5 protein-coding genes are annotated in these 2,622 nt (G+C 35.1%); 4 read left to right on the top strand and 1 reads right to left on the bottom strand.

The window, feature by feature from the left end; translation table 11 throughout:
- Positions 1–2: 2 nt before the first annotated feature.
- Positions 3–164: an integrase core domain-containing protein gene (locus BFP75_RS22720; RefSeq protein WP_123803412.1), complete on the top strand. Its 162-nt coding sequence runs from the start codon at positions 3–5 to the stop codon at positions 162–164.
- 81 nt (positions 165–245) lie between these two features.
- Positions 246–701, top strand: a complete 456-nt coding sequence (locus BFP75_RS13580; RefSeq protein WP_123803465.1) for a hypothetical protein — start codon at positions 246–248, stop codon at positions 699–701.
- A 152-nt stretch (positions 702–853) separates the two neighbouring features.
- Here the strand turns inward: BFP75_RS13580 and BFP75_RS21880 are convergent, their stop codons facing one another.
- Entirely contained in the window at positions 854–1,012 is a 159-nt protein-coding gene (locus tag BFP75_RS21880; protein ID WP_165776519.1) for a hypothetical protein, read from the bottom strand.
- A gap of 123 nt (positions 1,013–1,135) precedes the next feature.
- On the opposite strand from BFP75_RS21880, the gene BFP75_RS13575 reads away from it, so the two are divergent.
- Positions 1,136–1,663 carry a hypothetical protein gene (locus BFP75_RS13575; protein ID WP_099545920.1) on the top strand — a complete coding sequence of 176 codons (528 nt, stop codon included), beginning with the start codon at positions 1,136–1,138 and terminating at the stop codon, positions 1,661–1,663.
- 224 nt (positions 1,664–1,887) lie between these two features.
- A complete protein-coding gene (locus BFP75_RS13570; protein WP_099545919.1) occupies positions 1,888–2,418 on the top strand; it encodes a hypothetical protein in 531 nt (176 codons plus the stop codon).
- Positions 2,419–2,622: the final 204 nt, after the last annotated feature.

The following is a 2,622-nucleotide window of genomic DNA, read 5'->3' as shown; positions in this document are numbered from 1 at the left end:
ATATAAGCGACAACTGGAGAGAGGACTATAATTTTAATCATCCGCATAAATCTCTGGGCAATAAATCACCTAAAGAATACATGCCCAGGTTTGATGAAGAATTTAAATTCTTCATCAAACCTGACCTAAATAATAATTATTTATCGAATTTAGAGGTGTCCTAATAAGGGGAAGCCTACAATTTTTCACACGCTCGGAATCAATTAGAGGAATGGCAGACAATATTAAAAAGACCTGAAAATATTTTGAGTTTCTATCGTGACTTTTCAATTTCTCAAGATTTAATAGACCTGACATTTAAACCAAGGTTTGTATTGATTTATGGAAGACGTGAGGAATTTGATAAGGACAAAAACTTAAAGCAAAAACGAGGCGCTTTAATGAACAATGACCAAGTTTTAATGTCTTACGATAGAATTAAACCGAAATTTTTAAATAATTATATAACCTGTAATGTTAAAAATGGAAAATTTATTGCCAAAAATTTAAGTCCTATATATAAAATTGGACCTTATGAAGACGATATGTACAATGTTACAAATTTGGTTGAAGCTGTGGATAATACAGAATATTTAACAGACGAAAGAAAAGTATTCTTAAAAGAAAAAATACCTTATTGTTTAGAATATTTTAAAGCAGAAAAAAATGGAGTTGACGTACAAATAACTAGAAATGGAAGAGAATTCCAAACGGACGAATAAAAAAAACGATTTGCCAACACCGTATATAATTTATTGCTAGTTCTAGCCTACTTACGAAAATCCTCGCGGATTTTCAATTCGGTTTTTATTTGCTAAATTACGTGCTTAACCACGCAACAAACCATATACAATCACGATGATGTACAATTCACCTAAAGGTGAACCCAAGTCGCTACATTGTCGCCAAAGGCTCCAATTCCCGCCCCTTGGGATTTGTACATCATCGCAGGGCCATGCCAGTTTGCATAATCCGTAGGATGAGGGACCACCCAACCTATCACCTTTAGGCGCCATCGAGGAAAACTGTACATATCAACGGCTATATGCAACCTGGCCACGTTCAACACGTATTTGTAAATTTATCCCAACAAGTTGCGTAAATTTAAAACCCGTAACGTGGCTTCACATAGCCCTGCGTTGTGTACAATTATCCCATGAGTTTAGAAGAAAGATTTAAATACTGGAAAAACGAACCTGATGAAAGTCCTTATAAAAGGATTTATGACGAACATACTATGACCTTCGTTGATTTTCTAGGTAAGCATTATTCTGACGAAAAGTATTTTAATTGGAGTAGATGGAACAAATGGATTTCTTGGATTCAGAAAGCATATCAACATGAAGAAATGGAAGTTTTACGAAAAAAGGGCGGATATTATCGTGTTGACACTAATTCACAGGATTATGTAACTTCCTTAGAAAGGCTTGAATTAGAAATTCAACTGCCTACGGATATATGCCAAGTAATAGCTTTTTTAGTAGTTGATGGATTTTTTAAGCACTATTCAGTTGACCCAAAAGATTGGATTGATATGGATAATTATACCAACCCTAAAAATAGTGAAGGCAGGCATAAAATTAATGAATTGGCTAAAAGCAATGAATCTCTAAACTATTTGAGGGAATCTCTAATTCATTTACCGTGGTGGGATATAACGAGAGGTGACCCACAAGGAAGATAAAAACTGCACACAACACGGTATATAGCAAATAGGGCGGTCGTTGGTTTAAGACAGCTCAGTGGATATTTGAAATACCGCCAAATCGTTGATTTGGCTTTTAAGAATGAATAAATTAAAAACAAAATACAACGCTTTGGCTCAGTGCAAACTTGAAAGAATATTGCTTTCTACTGCCCTACTTGCCATATACTAACCGTTCTACGCAATTTGACCAAACCAACGAAATGAAGAAAATACAAGAACATAATCCATCTACTGACGAACTTCTGAATTTGGAATATAACTTTCAACCTGAACTGACCAAAAAGTTAGATAACGTTAAAACTGACTTTAATCAGGAATTGATAAACGAAATTGTGTTGTGGAAAACCAATCGTTATGCTGAATTGAATAACGAAACGCTGAATTTGATAAATAAAATTGACCGAAAATCGGAATTTATCGATTCTGCTCTGACTGGCGAAATCTTAATGCATTTGCTCGAAACCAAAGGAATTCGCTTACCAATGGCTTCGACCATTTTGAGATTTAAGAATCCGAGAATTTATCAAATTATCGACCAAAGAGTTTATCGAATGATTTACGGAGCCGAACTGAAATTAAAAACGAACTTAAACGATAATATAATTCAATATTTGGACTATTTAACCGAATTGAGAAACGTTTGTGATTTATACCAAATTCCGTTCTCTGAATCTGACAGAATTCTTTACGAATATGACAAGATTATGAACTTGGAAAAAATAAAATACTGAATAAAAACTGCGTAGAACACTGGTAACCGTTGCACAAGATATTAATCCGTGAAAAAATGGATCCGTACAAGCCTCTTTACGGGGCTTTTTTTGGTCCGCCTTAGATTGGCAGCGCTAATCTTGGATGCCTTACAAAAGCACCGAACAACGGTTCAAGGGCACTTTTGGCCCATCTTGCCAAAGCTGGTGTCATTACCCCGCTTT

The sequence above is a fragment of the Maribacter sp. 4G9 genome, assembly GCF_002742265.1.
Classification (GTDB): domain Bacteria; phylum Bacteroidota; class Bacteroidia; order Flavobacteriales; family Flavobacteriaceae; genus Maribacter.
The sequence above is the reverse complement of the archived record's forward strand: the minus strand, read 5'-3'. Positions and strand labels throughout refer to the sequence as shown.

Excerpts from the sequence above, each read along its gene's own strand:
- BFP75_RS13575 (WP_099545920.1), top strand. The coding sequence starts at position 1,136 with ATGAGTTTAGAAGAAAGATTTAAATACTGGAAAAACGAACCTGATGAA.
- BFP75_RS13570 (WP_099545919.1), top strand. The coding sequence starts at position 1,888 with ATGAAGAAAATACAAGAACATAATCCATCTACTGACGAACTTCTGAAT.
- BFP75_RS21880 (WP_165776519.1), bottom strand. The coding sequence starts at position 1,012 with ATGTACAGTTTTCCTCGATGGCGCCTAAAGGTGATAGGTTGGGTGGTC.